Annotated in this window: 14 protein-coding genes and 1 pseudogene; 10 read left to right on the plus strand and 5 right to left on the minus strand. The window is 62.8% G+C overall.

Annotated features, from left to right (window positions below; all coding sequences use genetic code 11):
• Nucleotides 1–44 precede the first annotated feature (44 nt).
• From KSS97_RS14555 to KSS97_RS14600, 9 genes and pseudogenes are all read left to right on the plus strand, one after another.
• Entirely contained in the window at nt 45–3,818 is a 3,774-nt protein-coding gene (locus KSS97_RS14555) for a nitrate reductase subunit alpha (RefSeq protein WP_217859431.1), read from the plus strand.
• Nucleotide 3,819: 1 nt separating this feature from the next.
• Nucleotides 3,820–5,358, plus strand: a complete 1,539-nt coding sequence (gene narH / locus KSS97_RS14560) for a nitrate reductase subunit beta (RefSeq protein ID WP_217859432.1) — start codon at nt 3,820–3,822, stop codon at nt 5,356–5,358.
• A gap of 2 nt (nt 5,359–5,360) precedes the next feature.
• The gene (gene narJ / locus KSS97_RS14565; protein ID WP_030137648.1) at nt 5,361–6,116 is read left to right on the plus strand and encodes a nitrate reductase molybdenum cofactor assembly chaperone; all 756 of its coding nucleotides are present in this window, start codon (nt 5,361–5,363) and stop codon (nt 6,114–6,116) included.
• Nucleotides 6,109–6,789 carry a respiratory nitrate reductase subunit gamma gene (gene narI / locus KSS97_RS14570; protein ID WP_030137647.1) on the plus strand — a complete coding sequence of 227 codons (681 nt, stop codon included), beginning with the start codon at nt 6,109–6,111 and terminating at the stop codon, nt 6,787–6,789. Before narJ ends, narI begins: the two co-directional genes overlap by 8 nt.
• A gap of 10 nt (nt 6,790–6,799) precedes the next feature.
• A complete protein-coding gene (locus KSS97_RS14575) occupies nt 6,800–7,753 on the plus strand; it encodes a peptidylprolyl isomerase (protein ID WP_217859433.1) in 954 nt (317 codons plus the stop codon).
• A gap of 25 nt (nt 7,754–7,778) precedes the next feature.
• A complete protein-coding gene (moaA, locus tag KSS97_RS14580; RefSeq protein ID WP_198798233.1) occupies nt 7,779–8,771 on the plus strand; it encodes a GTP 3',8-cyclase MoaA in 993 nt (330 codons plus the stop codon).
• 290 nt (nt 8,772–9,061) lie between these two features.
• Nucleotides 9,062–11,266: pseudogene (locus KSS97_RS14585) on the plus strand (ribonucleoside triphosphate reductase).
• Complete coding sequence (locus tag KSS97_RS14595; RefSeq protein ID WP_225936038.1) at nt 11,263–11,958, plus strand: anaerobic ribonucleoside-triphosphate reductase activating protein; 696 nt, start codon at nt 11,263–11,265, stop codon at nt 11,956–11,958. The pseudogene KSS97_RS14585 and the gene KSS97_RS14595 overlap by 4 nt, the downstream one beginning before the upstream one ends.
• A gap of 113 nt (nt 11,959–12,071) precedes the next feature.
• On the plus strand, nt 12,072–13,691 hold the full coding sequence (locus KSS97_RS14600) for a methyl-accepting chemotaxis protein (RefSeq protein ID WP_217859434.1): 1,620 nt from the start codon (nt 12,072–12,074) through the stop codon (nt 13,689–13,691).
• Between the two features lie 949 nt (nt 13,692–14,640).
• On the opposite strand, the gene KSS97_RS14605 is transcribed toward KSS97_RS14600, so the two are convergent.
• From KSS97_RS14605 to KSS97_RS14620, 4 genes are read right to left on the minus strand one after another with little or no spacing between them, the layout of a single operon-like run.
• Complete coding sequence (locus KSS97_RS14605; RefSeq protein WP_217859435.1) at nt 14,641–16,008, minus strand: 4Fe-4S binding protein; 1,368 nt, start codon at nt 16,006–16,008, stop codon at nt 14,641–14,643.
• Nucleotides 15,996–16,853, minus strand: coding sequence for an FTR1 family iron permease (locus tag KSS97_RS14610; RefSeq protein ID WP_217859436.1), 858 nt, complete (start codon nt 16,851–16,853; stop codon nt 15,996–15,998). The genes KSS97_RS14605 and KSS97_RS14610 overlap by 13 nt, the downstream gene beginning before the upstream one ends.
• A gap of 18 nt (nt 16,854–16,871) precedes the next feature.
• Nucleotides 16,872–17,201 (minus strand): cupredoxin domain-containing protein, encoded by a 330-nt coding sequence (locus tag KSS97_RS14615; RefSeq protein WP_030138810.1) that lies wholly within the window; start codon nt 17,199–17,201, stop codon nt 16,872–16,874.
• Nucleotides 17,202–17,203: 2 nt separating this feature from the next.
• Nucleotides 17,204–17,734 carry an iron transporter gene (locus tag KSS97_RS14620; protein WP_030138811.1) on the minus strand — a complete coding sequence of 177 codons (531 nt, stop codon included), beginning with the start codon at nt 17,732–17,734 and terminating at the stop codon, nt 17,204–17,206.
• 180 nt (nt 17,735–17,914) lie between these two features.
• Between KSS97_RS14620 and KSS97_RS14625 the strand changes: the two genes are divergently transcribed.
• Nucleotides 17,915–18,139, plus strand: a complete 225-nt coding sequence (locus KSS97_RS14625; RefSeq protein ID WP_198796535.1) for a DUF3079 domain-containing protein — start codon at nt 17,915–17,917, stop codon at nt 18,137–18,139.
• A 161-nt stretch (nt 18,140–18,300) separates the two neighbouring features.
• Here KSS97_RS14625 and KSS97_RS14630 read toward each other — a convergent pair whose 3' ends face one another.
• Nucleotides 18,301–20,040 carry a dipeptidase gene (locus KSS97_RS14630; protein WP_217859437.1) on the minus strand — a complete coding sequence of 580 codons (1,740 nt, stop codon included), beginning with the start codon at nt 20,038–20,040 and terminating at the stop codon, nt 18,301–18,303.
• Between the last annotated feature and the right edge of the window lie 129 nt (nt 20,041–20,169).

Here is a 20,169-nt window from a genome sequence, read left to right on the forward strand (position 1 = left end):
GGCGGGGCGCAGACCCCGCGGAGCAAGCCTGAGAGGAAGACACTGTGAGTCATTTACTGGATCAACTGCGGTTCTTCAACCGCAAGCAAGGCGAGTTTTCAGACGGCCATGGCGAGACCCGCAAGGAGTCCCGCGACTGGGAGAACGTCTACCGTTCCCGTTGGCAGTACGACAAGATCGTGCGTTCCACCCACGGGGTGAACTGCACCGGTTCGTGCTCGTGGAAAATCTACGTCAAGAACGGCCTGATCACCTGGGAAACCCAGCAGACCGACTACCCGCGCACCCGCAACGACTTGCCCAACCACGAGCCACGCGGCTGCCCGCGTGGCGCGAGCTATAGCTGGTACATCTACAGCGCCAACCGGCTCAAGTACCCGAAGATTCGCAAGCCATTGCTCAAGCTGTGGCGCGAAGCCCGGCAGACCCTGCCGCCTGTCGAGGCGTGGGCGAGCATTGTCGAGGACAAGGCCAAGGCCGACTCGTACAAGAGCAAGCGCGGCATGGGTGGCTTCATCCGTTCCAACTGGGAAGAAGTCAACGAGATCATCGCCGCCGCCAACGTCTACACCATCAAGGAACACGGCCCGGACCGCGTGGTCGGCTTCTCGCCGATCCCGGCCATGTCGATGGTCAGCTACGCCGCCGGCTCGCGCTACCTGTCGCTGATCGGTGGCGTGTGCCTGAGCTTCTATGACTGGTATTGCGACTTGCCGCCAGCCTCGCCGATGGTCTGGGGCGAGCAGACCGACGTGCCGGAATCGGCCGACTGGTACAACTCCAACTACATCATTGCCTGGGGCTCCAACGTCCCGCAGACCCGTACCCCCGACGCCCACTTCTTCACCGAGGTGCGCTACAAGGGCACCAAGACCGTGGCGATCACCCCCGACTATTCGGAAGTCGCCAAGCTCACCGACCTGTGGCTCAACCCCAAGCAGGGCACTGACGCCGCGCTGGCCCAGGCCTTCAACCATGTGATCTTCAAAGAATTCCACCTGGACAAGCCGAGCGCCTATTTCACCGAATACGCCAAGCGCTACACCGACCTGCCGGTGCTGGTGATGCTCAAGCCGATGCTCGGCGTGGCGCCGGGTTCGGGTTACCAGCCGGACCGTTTCCTGCGGGCCAGCGACCTGACCGACAACCTCGGCCAGGACAACAACCCGGAATGGAAAACCATCGCCCTGGACGCCAACGGCGAACTGGTTTCGCCTCAAGGTTCCATCGGTTATCGCTGGGGCGAGAAGGGCAAGTGGAACATCCTGCCCCGTGAAGGCGGCGAAGGCCGCGACATCGACCTCAAGCTGAGCCTGATCGGCGGCGACGTCGCCGAAGTGGCGTTCCCGTATTTCGCTGGCGAGTCCCAGGAGTACTTCCAGCACGTGGCCGGCGATGCGGTGCAATACCGTCGCGTGCCGGTGCACAGCGTGGTGCTGGCCGACGGCAGCGTGGCGAAAGTCGCCACCGTGTTCGACCTGTCGGCGGCCAACCTGGCGATCGACCGTGGCCTCGGTGGCGCCAACGTCGCCAAGGATTATGACGACGCCTCGGTGCCCGGCACCCCGGCCTGGCAGGAGCAGATCACCGGTGTGAGCCGCGAGAAGGCGATCCAGATCGCCCGCGAGTTCGCCGACAACGCCGACAAGACCCGTGGACGCTCGATGATCATCGTCGGTGCGGCGATGAACCACTGGTACCACATGGACATGAACTACCGTGGGCTGATCAACATGCTCATGCTCTGCGGTTGCGTCGGCCAGACCGGTGGCGGCTGGGCCCACTATGTCGGCCAGGAAAAACTCCGTCCGCAATGCGGCTGGCTGCCCCTGGCCTTCGGCCTGGACTGGAACCGTCCGCCACGGCAGATGAACGGCACCAGCTTCTTCTACGGCCACAGTTCGCAATGGCGCCACGAGAAGATGAGCATGCACGACGTGCTCTCGCCCCTGGCGGACAAGTCGCAGTTCCCCGAGCACGCCCTGGACTACAACATCCGCGCCGAACGCGCCGGTTGGTTGCCCAGCGCGCCACAGCTCAACACCAACCCGCTGCACATCTGCCGTGATGCCGCCGCCGCTGGTCTTGATCCGAAGGAGTACGTGGTCAAGTCGCTGCAGGACGGTTCCCTGCGCTTTGCCTGCGAACAGCCGGACAGCCCGGTGAACTTCCCGCGCAACATGTTCATCTGGCGTTCCAACCTGCTCGGGTCATCGGGCAAGGGCCACGAGTACATGCTCAAGTACCTGCTCGGCACCAAGAACGGCGTGATGAACGAAGACATCGGCCAGGTCGGCGACTGCAAGCCTACCGAGGCCGAATGGGTCGACGAGGGCGCCATCGGCAAGCTCGACCTGGTGACCACCCTGGACTTCCGCATGTCCTCGACCTGCGTGTATTCCGACATCGTCTTGCCGACCGCGACCTGGTACGAAAAAGACGACATGAACACCTCGGACATGCACCCGTTCATTCACCCGCTGTCCGCGGCCATCGATCCGGCCTGGGAGTCGCGTTCGGACTGGGAAATCTACAAGGGCATCGCCAAGGCGTTTTCGGCCATGTCGGTCGGCCACCTCGGCGTGGAGAAAGACTTGGTCACCGTGCCGTTGATGCATGACAGCGTCGGCGAACTGGCCCAGCCGTTTGGCGGCACCGACTGGAAGAGCGCCGGCGTGGCGCCGCAACCGGGCAAGAACGCGCCGAACCTGCAAGTAGTCGAGCGCGACTACCCGAACATCTACAAGCAGTTCACCTCCCTCGGCCCGATGCTGGAAAAACTCGGCAACGGCGGCAAGGGCATCAACTGGAACACCGACACCGAAGTGAAATTCCTCGGTGAGCTGAACCACAAGGAAGTCGACGCGGGCATCAGCCAGGGCCGGCCAAAAATCGACAGCGCCATCGACGCCGCCGAAGTGATCCTGTCCCTCGCACCGGAAACCAACGGCCATGTCGCGGTGAAAGCCTGGGCGGCGCTGTCGGAATTCACCGGCATCGACCACAGCCACCTCGCCGTGTCGAAAGAGCACGAAGCGATTCGCTTCCGCGACATCCAGGCCCAGCCGCGCAAGATCATCTCCAGCCCGACCTGGTCCGGCCTGGAAGACGATCACGTGAGCTACAACGCCGGCTACACCAACGTCCATGAGTCGATCCCATGGCGCACCATCACCGGTCGCCAGCAGTTCTACCAGGATCACCCGTGGATGCAGGCGTTCGGCGAGCAACTGATGAGCTATCGGCCACCGGTCAACACCCGCACCATCGAAGGCGTGAAAGGCAAACGCAGCAACGGCCAGCCCGAGATCGTCCTGAACTGGATCACCCCGCACCAGAAATGGGGCATCCACAGCACCTACAGCGACAACCTGCTGATGCTGACCTTGAGCCGTGGCGGACCGATTGTCTGGCTCTCGGAGATCGACGCCCAGCGCGCCGGGATCGAGGACAACGACTGGATCGAATGCTTCAACGCCAACGGCGCGCTGACCGCCCGGGCGGTGGTCAGCCAACGGGTCAAGGAAGGGATGGTGATGATGTACCACGCCCAGGAACGGATCGTGAACGTGCCGGGCTCGGAAACCACCAAGACCCGCGGCGGCCACCACAACTCGGTGACCCGCGTGGTGCTCAAGCCCACCCACATGATCGGCGGCTACGCCCAACAGGCCTACGGCTTCAACTATTACGGCACGGTCGGTTGCAACCGCGACGAATTCGTCGTGGTGCGCAAGATGGTCAAGGTCGATTGGCTCGACGGTTCCAGTGGCGATGATCTGCCGCGTCCACTGCCGACTGATATCGAGGAGAACTGAGATGAAGATTCGCTCACAAATCGGCATGGTCCTGAACCTGGACAAATGCATCGGCTGCCACACCTGCTCGATCACCTGCAAGAACGTCTGGACCAGCCGTGAAGGCATGGAATACGCCTGGTTCAACAACGTCGAATCCAAGCCGGGCATCGGCTATCCCAAGGAGTGGGAAAACCAGGACAAGTGGAAAGGCGGCTGGATCCGCAACGCTGACGGTTCGATCAACCCGCGCATCGGCGGCAAGTTCCGCGTGCTGGCGAACATCTTCGCCAACCCGGACTTGCCGAGCCTGGACGATTACTACGAACCGTTCGACTTTGACTACCAGCACCTGCACACCGCACCTCTGGGCGAGCACCAGCCCACCGCGCGACCACGCTCGGTGGTGTCCGGCAAGCGCATGCAGAAAATCGAATGGGGCCCGAACTGGGAAGAAATCCTCGGCACCGAGTTCGCCAAGCGGCGCAAGGACAAGAACTTCGACAAGATCCAGGCGGACATCTACGGCGAGTACGAAAACACCTTCATGATGTACCTGCCGCGCCTGTGCGAGCACTGCCTGAACCCGGCGTGCGCGGCGTCGTGCCCGAGCGGGGCGATCTACAAGCGCGAGGAGGACGGCATCGTCCTGATCGACCAGGAAAAATGCCGCGGCTGGCGCATGTGCATCAGCGGTTGCCCGTACAAGAAAATCTACTTCAACTGGAAAAGCGGCAAGTCGGAAAAATGCATTTTCTGCTACCCGCGCATCGAAGCCGGGATGCCGACCGTTTGCGCCGAGACCTGCGTGGGCCGGATCCGTTACCTCGGCGTGCTGCTGTATGACGCCGACCGCATCAGCGAAGTGGCGAGCACCGCCAACGAGCAGGACCTGTACGAGAAACAACTGGAGATCTTCCTCGACCCGAACGACCCGGCGGTGATTCGCCAGGCCCTGGCCGATGGCGTGCCGCAGTCGGTGATCGATTCGGCGCAGCGTTCGCCGGTCTACAAGATGGCCGTGGATTGGAAACTCGCACTGCCGCTGCACCCGGAATACCGCACCTTGCCGATGGTCTGGTACGTGCCGCCACTGTCGCCGATCCAGAACGCAGCCGCCGCCGGCACCGTGGGCATGAACGGGGTGATCCCGGACGTCGACAGCCTGCGCATCCCGCTGCGTTACCTGGCGAACATGCTCACTGCCGGCGATGAGAAACCGGTCAAGCATGCCCTCAAGCGTCTGTTGGCGATGCGCGCCTACAAGCGTTCGGAACAGGTCGATGGCGTGCAGGACTTGCAAGTGCTCGCCGACGTTGGCCTGAGCGTGAACCAGGTGGAAGAGATGTACCGCTACCTGGCGATTGCCAACTACGAAGACCGTTTCGTCGTGCCAAGCGCCCACCGCGAAGATGCCATGAGCGACGCATTTGCCGAGCGCTCCGGCTGTGGCTTCAGCTTCGGCAGCGGTTGCAGTGGCAGCTCGGACACCAACATGTTCGGTGGCAAGAAGGCCAACCGCCGTGACGTGATCAAAACCGTCCAGTTGTGGGAGGAATGAGCATGCGCATTCTCAAAGTGATTTCGTTGCTGCTCGACTACCCGACCGAAAACCTGGTGGCCGGACGCGACGAGCTGGAGCAGGCGATCGTGCAGGCGCGGGAAATCAGTCCCGCCCAGCGCGCCGGGTTGTTCGAGCTGCTGGAGTTGATCTGCGGCCAGGACCTGATGGACGGCCAGGAGCACTACGGCGCGCTGTTCGGCCGCGGTCGTTCGTTGTCGCTGTTGTTGTTCGAACACGTCCATGGCGAGTCCCGCGACCGGGGCCAGGCCATGGTCGACATGATGGCCCAGTACGAAGAAGCCGGGTTTGCCATCGGCATCAAGGAGCTGCCCGACTACATCCCGTTGTACCTGGAGTTCCTCTCCACCCGCGAAGACTTGGAGGCCCGCGAGGGCCTGGCCGATGTCGCGCACCTGCTGGCCTTGCTCGCGGCGCGCCTGGAAGAGCGGGAAAGCGCCTACGCCAGTTGTTTCCGGGCCTTGTTGCAAATCGCCGGGGCCGAACCCCAGGCGGCGGTGGCCGAGATGCTCGAACAGGTGAAAGCCGAGCATAGGGATGACTCCCTCGAAGCCCTGGACAAAGTCTGGGAAGAAGAGGCGGTGGATTTCATGAAGGCCGAGCAACAAGACCGTTGCAGCTCGATGCCGAGCGCGCCGGGCCGGGCCCGGGAAGAAAGTGCAGTGCCGCTGCACTGGGTGGATTTTCAGCATGAAGGGCTGGCCGCCGCGCCGGCCGGGGAGGTGGGCAATGTCTAAATGGGATCTGTTGTTGTTCGGGGTCTATCCGTATGTCGCCCTGGCGATCTGCCTGATCGGCAGTTGGGCGCGGTTCGACCTGTCCCAGTACACCTGGAAGGCCGGTTCGAGCCAGATGCTCAATAAGCGCGGCATGCGCGTGGCGAGCAACCTGTTCCATGTCGGCGTGCTGTTCGTGCTGGCCGGGCACTTCGTCGGGCTGCTGACGCCTTCGGCGGTTTATCACCACTTCCTGAGCACCGAGAACAAGCAGTTGCTGGCGATGGTTTCCGGCGGTTTCTTCGGTGTGCTCGGCCTGATCGGTTTGCTGATGCTGCTCAACCGGCGCCTGACCGACCCTCGGGTGCGCGCCACCTCCAATGTGTCGGACATCCTCGTACTGGTGGTGCTGCTGGTGCAACTGGTGTTGGGGCTGATGACCATCGTCGCGTCCACCGCCCATATGGACGGTTCGGTGATGGTGATGCTGGCGGACTGGGCACAGAACACCGTGCTGTTGCGTCCGGTTGAAGCCGCGACCTCGATGGCGCCGGTGGGGCTGGTCTACAAGCTTCACGTGCTGTTGGGCCTGACCCTGTTCGTGTTGTTCCCGTTCACCCGCCTGGTGCACATCGTCAGCGCGCCGGTCTGGTACCTGGGGCGTCGTTATCAAATCGTTCGGCAGAAGTTCTGAGGAGAAGATCATGGCGAGTGGATGCGGATGTGGTGGCGGTAGTGGTGGTGGCGGTTGCGGTTCCTCGGCTAAAACCGCGCCGACAGTCGATATCGAACCGGTGGGGGCGGTGGCGTTCGAGCCGGCCCAGGCCGAGCAGGCAGTGGCGGATGAAGCGCCACAGTTGATCGCCAGCAGTGAGCAGGAGTGGCCGATCATCAGCGTCAACGGGGTGTCGATCGCCCCGCAGGCGATGGCCCAGGAACTGCAATATCACCCGGCCGAAAGCCGTGAGGAGGCGGTCTACCAGGCCGCCCGTGCCCTGGTGATCCGTGAATTGCTCCAGCAACGCATCGCCGAGCTTGGCCTGGCGTTGCAGGTCGGTGCCGGTGAAAACGAAGAGGAAGCGGCGACGCGGCTGTTGCTCGAACGTGAGGTGCAGGTGCCACAGTGCGACGAGGCTACGTGCCTGCATTACTACGAGAGCAATCGTGCGCGCTTTCACAGCGCGCCGTTGCTGGCGGTGCGGCACATCCTGCTCGAATGCGCGCCGGACGATGCCGAGGCCCGCAGCCTGGCCCACGTCCAGGCCGAGTTGCTGCTGGAACGGCTCGATCAGTTCCCCGGCAGCTTCGCCGAGTTGGCGCTGAAGTATTCGGCGTGTCCGTCCAAGGAGCAGGGCGGTTCGCTGGGGCAGATCAGCAAGGGCCAGACCGTGCCGGAACTGGAGCGCCAGTTGTTCACCCTGCCGGCGGGCCTGGCGAGCAAACCGCTGGAAAGCCGTTATGGCTGGCACGTGATCAGCATCGACCAGCGCATCGACGGCCAGCCGTTGCCGTACGAGGCGGTGGCGACGGCGATTCGCACCCAGTTGCAGCAGGGCGTGTGGCAAAAAGCGCTGGTGCAGTACCTGCAAACCCTGATCGGTGCGGCGGATATTCGCGGCATTCATCTTCAGGGCGCCGACTCGCCGCTGGTGCAGTGAATAGCGGCTCAACCGGGAGGTACGCATGAACGCGGTGTTGCAGGATGGATTTGGGCGCCAGATCGATTATTTGCGGATGTCGGTGACCGATCGTTGTGATTTTCGCTGTGTGTATTGCATGGCGAAAAACATGACCTTCCTGCCGCGCCAGCAAGTCTTGACCCTGGAAGAGTTGCAGCGCCTGGCGCGGTTGTTCGTCGGCCTGGGGGTGAAGAAGATTCGCCTCACCGGCGGCGAGCCGCTGATCCGTCCGGGCATCGTCGGGCTGTGTCGTGACATCGCGGCATTGCCCGGCCTGCGGGAGCTGGTGATGACCAGCAACGGCTCGCAGCTCGGACGTTTGGCCCGGCCGCTGGTGGATGCTGGCGTCAAGCGCATGAACATCAGCCTCGACAGCCTCGACGGCGAGCGTTTCCGGGCCATCACCCGCAACGGCGATCTGGATCGGGTGCTGGCCGGCATCGAGGCGGCAACCGGCGCGGGATTCGAGCGGATCAAACTCAACTGTGTGGTGATGAAGGGGCGCAACTTCGATGAGGTGCCGGCGTTGGTGCAGTACGCCATCGACCGGCGCATCGACATCAGTTTCATCGAAGAGATGCCCCTCGGCGACGTGGGGCGGTCCCGGGGTGAGTCGTTCTGTTCCAGCGATGACGTCCGGGCCGAGATCGCCCGTCATCATCGCCTGCTCGACAGTGCCGAGAGCAGCGGTGGACCGGCGCGCTATGTGCGTCTGGAACGCCACCCGGATACACGGATCGGTTTCATCTCGCCCAACACCCACAACTTCTGCGCCAGTTGCAATCGGGTGCGCATGACGGTCGAAGGGCGCTTGCTGTTGTGCCTGGGGCAGGAGAACTCGCTGGATCTTCGGGGCTTGTTGCGGCGGTATCCGTTGGATGACCAGCCGATCGTTCAATCGATCAAGCAGGCACTCAAGGGCAAGCCCTTGCAGCACGACTTCAGCCCTGGCGGGGAAGTGCAGATCGTGCGGTTCATGAACATGAGCGGTGGCTGAGGATGGCGGGCTTTTGTGGCGAGGGGATTTATCCCCGCTGGGGCGCGTAGCGGCCCTAAATGCAGTCAACCCAGTGTGTCAGGCAGGTTAAAGTTGACTGCTTAGGGGCTGCTGCGCAGCCCAGCGGGGATAAATCCCCTCGCCACGGTTTTCGGTGCTCACGAAAGAGCTTTCCAAGCTGTGGTCCTTCTTGACATCAGTCAATTTCAAGCAATCCCTTCAGACGTATCCTCCACTGCATATTGTGTCTTAAAGATAAATAACACCTATATGTAGTGTCTGGAGCGAAAATGCAGAGCACGTTGATCTCAGTAGGGTGTAACCGCTTGCACAAGCGCGATGGCAGTGTGGTCGCCTTTGACGCGGACAAGATCCGCCAGGCGTTGATCGCCGCCGGCAAGGCCACCGGTGAATACGCCGAAGCCGAGGCCGAAGGCTTGCTTGAGGCAGTCTTGGCGAGGTTGGAAGGGCAGACACGCTTGAACGTCGAGCAGATCCAGGACCGCGTCGAGCGCGTGCTGATGGACGCCGGGTATTTCCTGTCCATGCGCGCCTACATCGTCTACCGCGAGCAGCACGGACGCCTGCGCCGGGATCGCCGCACGCTGGTGGAAGTCGCCACGTCGATGAACGAATACCTCGATCGCGAAGACTGGCGCGTGCAGGCCAACGCCAACCAGGGTTATTCCCTGGGCGGGTTGATCCTCAACGTGTCGGGCAAGGTCACCGCCAACTACTGGCTGGACGAGGTCTACAGCCAAGCCATTGGCGAGGCGCACCGCGAGGCGGACCTGCATATCCACGATCTGGACATGCTCGCCGGCTATTGCGCCGGCTGGTCCTTGCGCACGTTATTGCACGAAGGCCTCAACGGCGTACCCGGGCGGGTCGAGGCCGGGCCGCCCAAACATTTGAGCAGCGCCCTGGGGCAGATGGTGAATTTCCTCGGCACCCTGCAAAACGAATGGGCCGGCGCCCAGGCGTTCAGTTCGTTCGACACCTACCTGGCGCCTTATGTGCGCAAGGACAACCTCAGCTACGACGACATCCGTCAGTCGCTGCAGGAATTCATCTACAACCTCAACGTACCGTCGCGCTGGGGCACGCAAACGCCGTTCACCAACCTCACCTTCGACTGGGTCTGCCCACAGGACCTGCGGGAACAGATCCCGGTGATCGGCGGCGAAGAAATGCCGTTCGCCTACGGTGACCTGCAAGCGGAAATGGAGTTGATCAACCGCGCCTATATCGAGGTGATGCAGGCTGGCGACGCGAAGGGCAGGGTGTTCACCTTCCCGATCCCGACCTACAACATCACCCATGATTTCCCCTGGGACAGCGAGAACGCCGACCGCTTGTTCGAGATGACGGCCCGCTATGGCCTGCCGTATTTCCAGAACTTCCTCAATTCGGACATGCAACCCAACCAGGTGCGGTCGATGTGCTGCCGCTTGCAACTGGACGTGCGCGAGCTGCTCAAGCGCGGTGGCGGCTTGTTCGGCTCCGCGGAGCAGACCGGGTCCCTGGGCGTGGTGACGATCAACTGCGCGCGCCTGGGCTACCTGTACAAAGGCAACACCAGCGGGCTGCTGCAACGCATCGATACCCTGATGGAACTGGCGAAGGAGAGCCTGGAGGTCAAGCGCAAGGTCATCCAGCATCACATGGATGCCGGTTTGTACCCGTATACCAAGCGTTACCTCGGCACCTTGCGCAATCACTTTTCCACCATCGGCGTGAACGGCCTGCACGAAATGCTGCGCAATTTCACTGATGACCAGGAGGGCCTGCACACCGAACAGGGCCGGGCCTTCGCGCTGAAACTACTGGACCACGTGCGCGCCACATTGCTGCGTTTCCAAGAGGAAACCGGCCACCTCTACAACCTCGAAGCCACGCCCGCCGAAGGCACCACATATCGCTTCGCCAAGGAAGACCTCAAGCGCTATCCCGACATCCTTCAGGCCGGCAGCCCGGTCGCGCCTTACTACACCAACTCGTCGCAGTTGCCGGTGGGCTTCACCGAGGATCCGTTCGAAGCCCTGGAGCTGCAAGACGAGCTGCAATGCAAGTACACCGGCGGCACCGTGTTGCACCTGTACATGGCCGAGCAGATTTCCTCGACCCAGGCCTGCAAGCAACTGGTGCGCAAGGCGCTGGGGCGTTTCCGCCTGCCGTACCTGACCATCACGCCGACCTTCTCCATCTGCCCGGTGCACGGCTACCTGGCCGGCGAACACGAGTTCTGCCCGAAATGCGACGAGGCCTTGCTGTTGCAACAACAGCACCAAGGCACCGTTCACTGAATCCATCGACCGCAAGGAGCTTTATCCATGAGCGCAGTACAAACGATTCCACAGGCACAGCGTCAACGTTGCGAAGTCTGGACCCGAGTCATGGGCTATCACCGCCCGGTGGCGGCCTTCAACCCGGGCAAGCAATCCGAACACCGCGAGCGGGTGCACTTCACCGAACGCGCGGCCGGGCGTCCATGAGTCGAGTGCTACGGGTCGGGGGCATGGTGCCCCTGACCACCCTCGATTATCCCGGCCAACTGGCCTGCGTACTGTTCTGCCAGGGTTGTGCCTGGCGTTGTCGTTATTGCCATAACCCGCAACTGATCCCGCCGCGCGGCAGCGAGGAAGTGGATTGGTGTCGGGTGCTGGCGTTCCTCCAACGTCGCCAGGATCTGCTCGACGCCGTGGTGTTCAGTGGCGGCGAGCCGACCTTGCAGGACGGCCTGGCTGCGGCCATGGACGAAGTGCGGCAGATGGGTTTTCGCATCGGCCTGCACAGCGCCGGTATCAAGCCAGCGGCTTTCGCCAAGGTGGTCGGACAGGCCGATTGGGTCGGCTTCGACATCAAGGCCTTGCCCGAGGACGCCCTGGACGTGACCCGGGTCGAAGGCAGCGGCGCGGCGAACTGGCGCAGCCTCGACCATCTGCTGGACAGCGGCGTGGACTATGAATGCCGGACCACCGTGCATTGGCACCTGTTCGACCCCGACCGACTGCTGGCCCTGGCCCGCCGCTTGAGCGAGCGGGGCGTCAGTCGTTTTGCCGTGCAGTTGGTACGCACTGCGCGGATGCTCGACCCCCACCTTTCCAGCGTTTCGGCACACGCCTTGCAGCCCGAGCTGTGGGCCGCCCTGCGCGAGTTGTTTCCCTCGTTCGTTCTACGCAGTTGAGCGACAGCGGGAATCCATCATCGACAGCGGCCCGGGATGTCCGGGCCACACTTTTTCCAATGGTTTTCAAATGCGCTGCCAGTCGGCAGGTAGTTGAACAGGGAGCATTTGACATGACCAGATTCACCACTGCCCAACGTATCGTGATCGGCTTTGCCATCGCGCCACTGGCGTTGATCGCCCTGGCACTGTACGCCTTGAACGACTTGGCGATGCTGCGTGACCAGGCGGTGCAGATCGTCCGGCAGGATTGGCCGAAGATCGATCCGATCATGGTCATCGCCACGGGCGTGCGCGACAACGCCAGGAACACTCGGGATCTGTTGATCGACAAGAACAACACCCAGGTCCAGCAATCCATCGACACCACCCGCCAGCGCATCACCCAGGCTTTTGCGACGCTGGAGCCGCTGTTCGACCAACCCGAAGGCAAGGCCGCCTACGCCGAGTTGAAGAAGCGCCGCGAAGCCTACGTGGCCGCGTTCGTCCAGGTGCAGGCGCTGATCCGCCAGGGCGCGACGGACGAGGCGATGACGCAGCTCAAGCAGGGCGTGATCCCGGCGGAGCTTGAGGTGTACAAGAGCCTTGAAGTGATGATGGCGATGCAAGGCAGGATTTTTGGCGAGCGCGAACAACTGGCCCAGGCGCGCTATAGCGAGGCGCGACGCAACATGCTCGCGTTGGTGCTGGCTTGCCTGGCCGTGGTGAGCACCGTCGCGCTGCTGGTGACGCGCAGCGTGACCCGTCCGCTCGGCGGCGAACCCAATGATGCGGCGCGGGTGCTGAGCCACATCGCCCGTGGCGACCTGACGATCCGGGTGCCGGTGGGTATCGGGGCGAACGACAGCGTCATGGGCAGCATGCACGATATGCAGCAGAGCCTGAATACGATGGTCCGGCAGATTGCGGCGTCGGTGGATCGGGTCGCCAGTTCGTCCGAGGAGTTGAGCGCGGTGAGCAGCCAGACCAACAGCACCTTGCAGTTGCAAGGCCAGGAAATCGAACAGGCCGCGGCGGCGGTGAACCAGATGACCGCGGCGGTGGATGAAGTGGCGCGCAACGCCGTGAGCACCAGCGAAGCCTCGCGACTCTCCGAGCAGACCGCCCAGCGCGGCAGGGAGCAGGTCCAGGAAACCGTGGCGTCGATCCATGCCTTGGCCGACGGCGTGAGCGACACTTCGGGACGAATCCAGCAACTGGCGGGACGCGTCCAGGACATCAGCTCGGTGCTGGACGTCATCCGTGGCATTGCCGAACAGACCAACCTGCTGGCGCTCAACGCGGCCATCGAAGCGGCCCGGGCCGGGGATGCCGGACGCGGGTTCGCGGTGGTGGCCGACGAGGTGCGCGCCCTGGCCCATCGCACCCAGGACTCGACCCGGGAAATCGAAGACATGATCGGCAACATCCGCCAGGACAGCGAGCAGGCCGTCAGCGCCATGCAAGGCAACAGCGAACGGGTGCGGACCACGCTGCAAGTGGCCCAGCGCTCGGGCGAGGCACTGGATGAAATCGCCCGCTCGATCTCGCAGATCAACGAGCGCAACCTGATGATCGCCAGCGCCACGGAACAACAGGCGCTGGTGGCCCGCGAGGTGGACCGCAACCTGGTGGGCATCCGCAACCTCTCCGAGCAGGTGCTGCTCGGTGCGCGTCATACCGACACGGCGGGCCAGGATTTGGCGCAGATGGCCGGGTCGCTGCATGAGACGGTGGCGCGGTTCAAGGTGTAGCCCTTGTAGCACCGGGCTTGTGTGAGAGCGAGCTTGTGTGGGAGCGGGCTTGCTCGCGAAAGCGGTGGGTCAGTTTGCACATGTTTTGAATGTGCCGAGGCCTTCGCGAGCAAGCTCGCTCCCACATTGGCTTTGTGTTTGAGCCTGGAAATGGTGGACGCCGCAAATCCCTGTGGGCGAGCTTGCTCGCGAAAGCGGTGGGTCAGTTTGCACATGTTTTGAATGTGCCGAGGCCTTCGCGAGCAAGCTCGCTCCCACATTGGCTTTGTGTTTGAGCCTGGAAATGGTGGACGCCGCAAATCCCTGTGGGCGAGCTTGCTCGCGAAAGCGGTGGGTCAGTTTGCACATGTTTTGAATGTGCCGACGCCTTCGCGAGCAAGCTCGCTCCCACATTGGATTTGTGTTTGAGCCTGGAAATGGTGGACGCCGCGAATCCCTGTGGGCGAGCTTGCTCGCGAAGGCGGTGGGTCTGTTTGAATTAAGGTTGAATGTGCCGACGCCTTCGCGAGCAAGCTCGCTCCCACATTGGCTTTGTGTTTGAGTCTGGACATGGTGGACGCCGCAAATCCCTGTGGGAGCGAGCCTGCTCGCGAAGGCGGTGGGTCTGTTTGAATTAGGTTGGATGTGCCGACGCCTTCGCGAGCAAGCTCGCGCCCACATTGGCTTTGTGTTTGAGTCTGGACATGGTGGACGCCGCAAATCCCTGTGGGAGCGAGCCTGCTCGCGAAGGCGGTGGGTCTGTTTGAATTAGGTTGGATGTGCCGACGCCTTCGCGAGCAAGCCCGCTCCCACATTGGATTTGTGTTTGAGCCTGGACATGGTGGACGCCGCGAATCCCTGTGGGAGCGAGCTTGCTCGCGAAGGCGGTGGGTCAGTTTGCATCGGAGTTGGATGTGCCGACGCCTTCGCGAGCAAGCCCGCTCCCACAGGGGACGTTGGTGGCTTCGTGTTACCACCCCCAGAACTGCAACCACCAACCGTATCCCACCAAGCCGCTCGCCAGCACCAGGCAGGCCATGGCGGGCAGCCGCCGGATCGGCCCGGCGCCGTCGCGGCCGAGCACTTTCCAGCCCAGCAGCAAGCTCCAGCCGATGGCCGCGACCAGTAGCATCGCCCGGGCTGGCTGAACCCATTCCAGCAACAACCCTTCGTAGCGCAACAGCTTCACCGTGGTGGCCGACAGGCCGAGGAACAACCCTGCACCGCCGAGGGGCACCAGGGTGATGGCCAAGGGCCAATACTGTGCAGCATCACCCGAGAGTCGGGCCGCCAGGCGCATCAGTAGCATCAACGCAGTGCCCATCAGCAACGCACTCATGCCCAGATAGGCGACGATGCAAAAACCGTCCAGCCAACTGAAACTGTCGTTGAGCCGCGGATAGTGCGTCAGCAACCACCACGGCGCGTTGTCCATCAACGGCCAGGTCACGTCGTGCGACACCAGCCATTGGGCCAACCCCTGTTTCAAGGCGATGAACCAAGGGCTGACGGTCCACTGGAACGCGCCCATCGCCAGGCCAATGACCCCGAAGAACAGCAAGCGCACATCCCAAGGCGAGACCGTGGTTGGGGTGGCCTGGAGGATTTCCTGATTGCTGGAGCGGGCGATCAGCCGCACCGCGTCGCGCTGGCCGCTGCAACGGCCACAGGCATGGCAATCGGCGGCGCCGCGCATCCGGCGGATGTCGAGCAAAGGCGCGCAGTTGGGCGGCGGGCGGCGCGGCGCCGGGTTTTCCAGCCAGCGTTTTTCATCCACGTGGAAGTGCACGGGTGCGAGGCGGGCGAGCAGGGCAAAGACGCCGCTGACCGGGCACAGGTAACGGCACCACACCCGTTTGCCACGGGCGAACAGCAATCCCACGACGACCGCCGCGACGGTCGAGCCACCGAGGATCAGCAGCGCCGCCTGGGCATAGTCATAGACGCTGATCAACTGGCCGTAGAGCGTGGTCAGGCAGAACGCCAGGGTCGGCCAACCGGCCCAGCGCAATCCCCGTGGCACGCCGAGGCCACGGCCGTATCGGCTGGCCCATTCGCTCAAGGCGCCTTCGGGACACAGCACGCCACACCAGAGCCGGCCGAACAGGACGATAGACAGCAACACGAACGGCCACCAGATCCCCCAGAACAGGAACTGCGCCAACAACGTCAAGTTGTCCAGGAGATGCGCCTGGCTGTCCGGCAACGGCAACATCGCCGGGAGAACCAACAGCACGGCGTAGAACAGCACCACCGCCCATTGCACGGTGCGGATGGTCGCGCCATGGCGGCGCATGCCGTCGCCGAGGCGCTGGAGCGCCGGGTTCAGGTCGGGCATGGCAGGTTTTCCACCTTGCTGCGTGGCCGCAGCCAACCGGCGACGGCCAGCCAATAACCGAGCCACACCAGCAACGTCAGCAGGCTGGGGCTGGCGCGATAACCGGTGAAGTCGGCGAGAAAAGCGCCCAAGCCATGGCCGTCGTCCAGCACGGCGCTGCTGTCCCACAGCGCATCGCCGATGGCGCGATACACCGCCTCCGGCCAATCCATCGCCAACAGTTGCCCGCCGATCCGCTCGACACCGCTGACCAGAAGCGCCGAGCCCAACAGCAGCAGGATCGCTTCGCTGATGGCGAAGAAGCGCGGCCACGAGATGAATCGGCGGCTGCCGTGGAGCAGGGAAACGGTCAGCAGCGACAAGACCAATCCGGCCACCGCGCCGACCGCGAACAACCCCAGTGAAGGACCTTCCAGCCGGGCGCCGGCGCCGTAGAGAAAGACCACGGTTTCGCTGCCTTCGCGGCTGACGGCAAGCAACGCCAGCACCAGCAGCCCCATCCCACCCTGGCGCCCCAGGCGTTGGTCGGCCTGACGCGTGAGGTCATGCTTGAGCGTGCCGGCGTTGCGATGCACCCAGCCGACCATTTGCACGATCAGCAGACTGGCGACCAGCGCCAACGACGCCTGGAACCACTCGTTGGCGCCGCCGCTCATGGCTTCGCCGGCCAACAGGATCAAACCGGCCAGCACGCCCGACAGCAACAGGCCGAGGGCCGCGCCACTCCAAACGTAGCGCAGCAGTCGGTCGGCCTGCTGCTGGCGGCTCACCCAGGCCTGGAGAATGCCGATCACCAGCAAGGCCTCGACGCTTTCGCGCCAGACAATGAATATCGATTGCGTCATTCGAACCTCTCCTGAGGATTAGCGGGCGAGAATGCTGCCCTCGGGTAACTGCGGGTTGAATTCATCGAAGAACGGGTAACGGCCGGGGCGCAGCGGGTGGATCACCACGAAGCTGGTCACGCCGGGGGACAGGACCTTCTCGACCCGTAGCGGCGTGCTTTCGAATTCCGCCGGGCCTTGGCCGATGTTCTTCAGCACGATCTTGAAACGCTGGCCGGCCGGCACTTCAAGCTGCGGCGGGGTGAACTGCCCGTCGCGCATGCTCAGCTCGTAAGTGAGCAGTTCGGCCTCGGCGATCGATGGCAGCGACAGGCCGGCCAGCATCAGCCAGATGAATCGGCAACTCATCTTCAGTACCCGCCTTTTTTTCCGATCCCGGCGTAGACGAATTCGTAACGCAGCTCACAGCGCTCGAACCACGGCGCCACGCCGGTTTCCTTGTCGGTGTGACGGCCGAGGGATGCGTGGCCAGCCGGCGGCAGTACGGTGAAGGTCAGTTGGTATTTGCCGGGGCCGAGCAGCTTCACGTTATCGCCGTAGTGCGGTCCGTCGTTGGCGACCATGGCGTGGAAATCGCCCTTGAGCTCGGTGTCGTTGCCTTGTTTCTTCAACTGGAACGAGACGTTGAGATAGGGCACGAAGCTGCCTTCCTGGAAGCCCTGCTGGTTGTCCGCCGTGGCGCGAATGTCGGCCTCCAGGTGCACATCGGAATCGGCGGTGGCGCGCATCATGCCGGCGGGGGCCATTTCGATCGGTTGCAGGTACACCGCGCCGACTTCAAGCCCAGGGCACAGTTGCGGTTCGCCGATGGGGTATTCCTTGGCCTGGGCCAGCGGTGCGAGACACAACAGGGCGAGGGACAGGGGAGCGAGTGTGCGCATGATGACTTCCTGGTTGGCTAAGTGATGGCGCCGAGTCTAGGAAGCTTCGCTGCGAATAATAATGATTCTTGTCAATTTTCAGCGTGATTTTCCCCGGATCGCTGTTCTTGACCGGAATCAAGGGACGCCGCGCGGCGCCAGGGTAGGGTGGGGTACATCCATCCGGCATGCGGGGTCGTCATGGCAAAGCCCTTTCCCATCAGTCCCAAACATCCCGAGCGCATTTGTTGGGGGTGCGACCGTTACTGCGCGTCGACCGCGCTGGCGTGCGGCAACGGCGCCGACCGCACGATGCACCCGGCGGAGATGATCGGCGAGGATTGGTACCTGCATGGGGATTGGGGGATAGACGTGGTGGATGTGACGGACAAGGCACCGGATGAAACCGCTGATCATCTGAAATAATGAATAACCTGTGGCGAGGGGATTTATCCCCGCTCGGTTGCGCAGCGACCGCAATATCTTGGGGCCGCTGCGCAGCCCAGCGGGGCGGTGCGACGTTTCGCTAAATCCCCTCGCCACATTAGAACCCGCAAACTTCAGATAGCATTGCTGGGCAGGAGTAGTTAGAGCTTCGGCAACTGCCCGATCCGCCCCATCATTTCGGTCACGACCTGCAGGTCCAGCAGGAACTGCTCCACGGTCTTGAACTCGTTGTCGTTGTGACCGGTGTACTTCACATCGGGCATGGCCAGGCCGAATTGCACGCCGTTCGGCAAGTCATGGACCGACGTGGCGCCAGCGGAGGTGCCGAACTTATGCGCCATGCCCAGGTTCTCGGTGGCCACGGCCAGCAGCGCCTTGACCCATTCGCCTTCGGGGTTGCGGTACATCGGTTCGTCGATAGAGTTATCGAAGGCCACCGCGACCTTGGACTTCTTGGCCCAGGCGGAAAGCTTGTCGTTGATCTCCGTCTTCAGCGTCTCGGTCGGCTTGCCCACGGGCACCCGCAGGTTCACGGCCAGCTTGAAGGTCTTGTCATCCATCCCGACGTAGGTCAGGGAGGCGGTCAGCGGGCCCATGAATGCGTCGGAGAAGCCGATGCCCAGTTTCTTGCCCAGGTAATCCAGGCCCCAATTGTCAGTGGCATAGCGGGCGGAGTCGGTGATGTGGTTGTGCTTGAGCGCGACCTTGCCGTCGAGGCCGTTGATGAACACCAGCATCCTGGCCACCGGGTTGACGCCTGACTCAGGCTCGGAGGAGTGGGCGGAAACGCCAGTGAAGGTCAGCTTGACCGTCTTGCCGTCCACCTCGCTTTTTACCTCAAAGTCGCCGCCATTGGCCTTGGCGTAGTCGGTGCCGGCCTTGCGCAGGCTGGCGGCCAGTTCGGCGGGCTTGTCGGTGGCGAATGTCGCGACTGAAGTCGATGGGATCTGGTTGGTCGCCATGCCGCCGGTCAGCCCGGTGATCTCGGCGCCTTTGCCCTGGCCCGCGCGACGCGGGAAATTGGCCATGACCGTGCCATAGCCTTTCTCGGCGATCACCACCGGGTAGCTGCCATCCAGCGCCAGGTTGTAATTGGGCGTCGGGTTGCGCTCGAAATAATAGGGAATGGCATCGCCGGTGGTTTCTTCGGTGGTGTCGACCAGCAGCTTGAAGTGACGCGCCAGCGGCAGTTTTTCTTCCTTGATGATCTTCATGGCGTAGAGCGCCACGACGATGCCGTTCTTGTCGTCCTCGGTGCCGCGACCGTACATGCGATCGCCCACCAGGGTGACCTTGAACGGATCAAGCTTGGTGCCGTCCTTGAGCACCCAGTTTTCCGGCGTCACCGGCACCACGTCGGCATGGGCGTGAATGCCCACGACTTCGTCGCCGCTGCCTTCGAGGGAAATCTCATAGACGCGGTTGTCGATGTTGCGGAAGTTCAGGTTGAAGTCGTTGGCCAGGCTCTTGATCTTGTCGGCGATCTTCAGGAATTCCGGGTTTTCATGCTGGGCCACGCCGTCCTTGCGATAGGTCGGGATTTCCACCAACTGGCGCAAGGTCTCGGTGGCGGCCTTGCCGTACTTCACCCGGGCGTAGAGACCCAGCAGCCGATGGATCTCGTTCTGTTGCTCGGCGGACAGGGTTTTGTTGTCTTGGAAAGCGCTGATAGCGGGGCTGAGGTTGGCGGACTTGGCCAGGTCACTCTTGGCGACGCTTGCCAGGAACTGGCGGAAATCGCTGACCGAGGTATCGCTGAATGCTTTGACGAAGTCCGCGCTTTGTTGCGCGGTGATGTTGGCATTGGCCGATAACGGCAGGGAGGCGAGGGTGGACAGGACGAGGGTGGCGATAGCAAGACGCTTGAACGGGAAGTTCATGGTGGCAGGCATTCCTTTGCAGGGGAAAAGTGTCGTTAGATGAAACAATCACTTACAACCTAGCATCATGAACGCGGATTGGGGGAGCCCCTTGAACGGAATATGTCGCCCGGAAAAGCGCAAACGGCG

The sequence above is a fragment of the Pseudomonas alvandae genome, from assembly GCF_019141525.1.
GTDB lineage: Bacteria > Pseudomonadota > Gammaproteobacteria > Pseudomonadales > Pseudomonadaceae > Aquipseudomonas > Aquipseudomonas alvandae.